1 protein-coding gene is annotated in these 1,064 nt (G+C 50.0%); it reads right to left on the bottom strand.

All coding sequences use genetic code 11. The annotated features are described in order from the left end of the window. Positions 1-1,064: Ig-like domain-containing protein (locus RG608_RS11485; RefSeq protein WP_374989839.1), on the bottom strand; the 1,064-nt coding region annotated here is incomplete at both ends.

The following is a 1,064-nucleotide window of genomic DNA, read 5'->3' as shown; positions in this document are numbered from 1 at the left end:
GTTTCCGGTACAAAGGTCACAGTGCCATCTGGCGCAATCGTGTAAGTACCTTGGCCTGGAACAACCTTTTCGGTGCTGCCATCCTCGAAAGTTGGCGGAACGGTTGGATCCACGTCTCCTTCAAAGATAGGCTTGCCGGTCTGAGGCTGGCCTTTAAGACCCGTGCTGCTGGTATCTTCTGTATCAGTGCTTCCCAAAACAGTTGGGGTATAGGTAGCCGTCACGGCATTGCCATAAATATCTGAACGCTTCACGACAACTCCGCGAGCAGTTCCGACAAAGTCTGCTTCCGGTACGAAGGTCACTGCCCCTAGCATATTGAAACGATAAGTTCCTTCTCCTGGGACAACCTTTTCGGTGCTGCCATCCGCAAAGGTCGGTGCTACAGCTTGGTCAATCGCCCCTTCAAAGGCTGGCGTGCCGGTTTGAGCTTGGCCTTTGCGACCGCTGGACACACTGTCCTGACTGGTTGATGGTGCAACCACGGTCGGAACATAGCGAGCCGTCACTGAGGTGCCATTCTTATCACGACGGACAAGAGTCACACCGCTTCCCTGACCAAGGAAATCAGCTTTTGGAGTGAAAGTGACTGTACCGTCTGGTGAGATAGTGTAGGTTCCTTGACCTGGAATGGTCTTTTCTTTACTTCCATCTGCGAAGCTTGGTTCAACGGTTTCATCAATTGGAACCAATGGATCACCTGCTTCGAAGACAGGTTTGCCAGTTTGAACATGACCCTTGATATTCGTAGAGGTCGCATCTTTACCAGTTGGAGTTATCTTGACAAACTCTGGACTATATGTCGCAGTTACTGGCGTACCATTCTTATCAACACGTTTCACAGTAATTGGATCTGGTTTACCCACAAATTGCTTGTCTGGACTGAAGGTCACTGCACCATCTGGTGCAATAGTGTATGTTCCCTGACCTGGAATGGTCTTTTCTTTACTTCCATCTGCGAAGGTAGGCTCTACTGAGTCATCAATTGGAACCAGTGGATCACCACCTTGGAAAGTTGGAGTACCTGTTTGTGGAACACCCTGAGGACCAGTGCTGGTCGCATT

It is taken from the genome of Streptococcus sp. IsoGale022 (genome assembly GCF_031142805.1).
In the GTDB taxonomy this organism is placed as follows: Bacteria; Bacillota; Bacilli; order Lactobacillales; family Streptococcaceae; genus Streptococcus; species Streptococcus sanguinis_A.
Note: the sequence above shows the minus strand (reverse complement) of the source record. Positions and strands in the feature narration are given on the sequence as shown.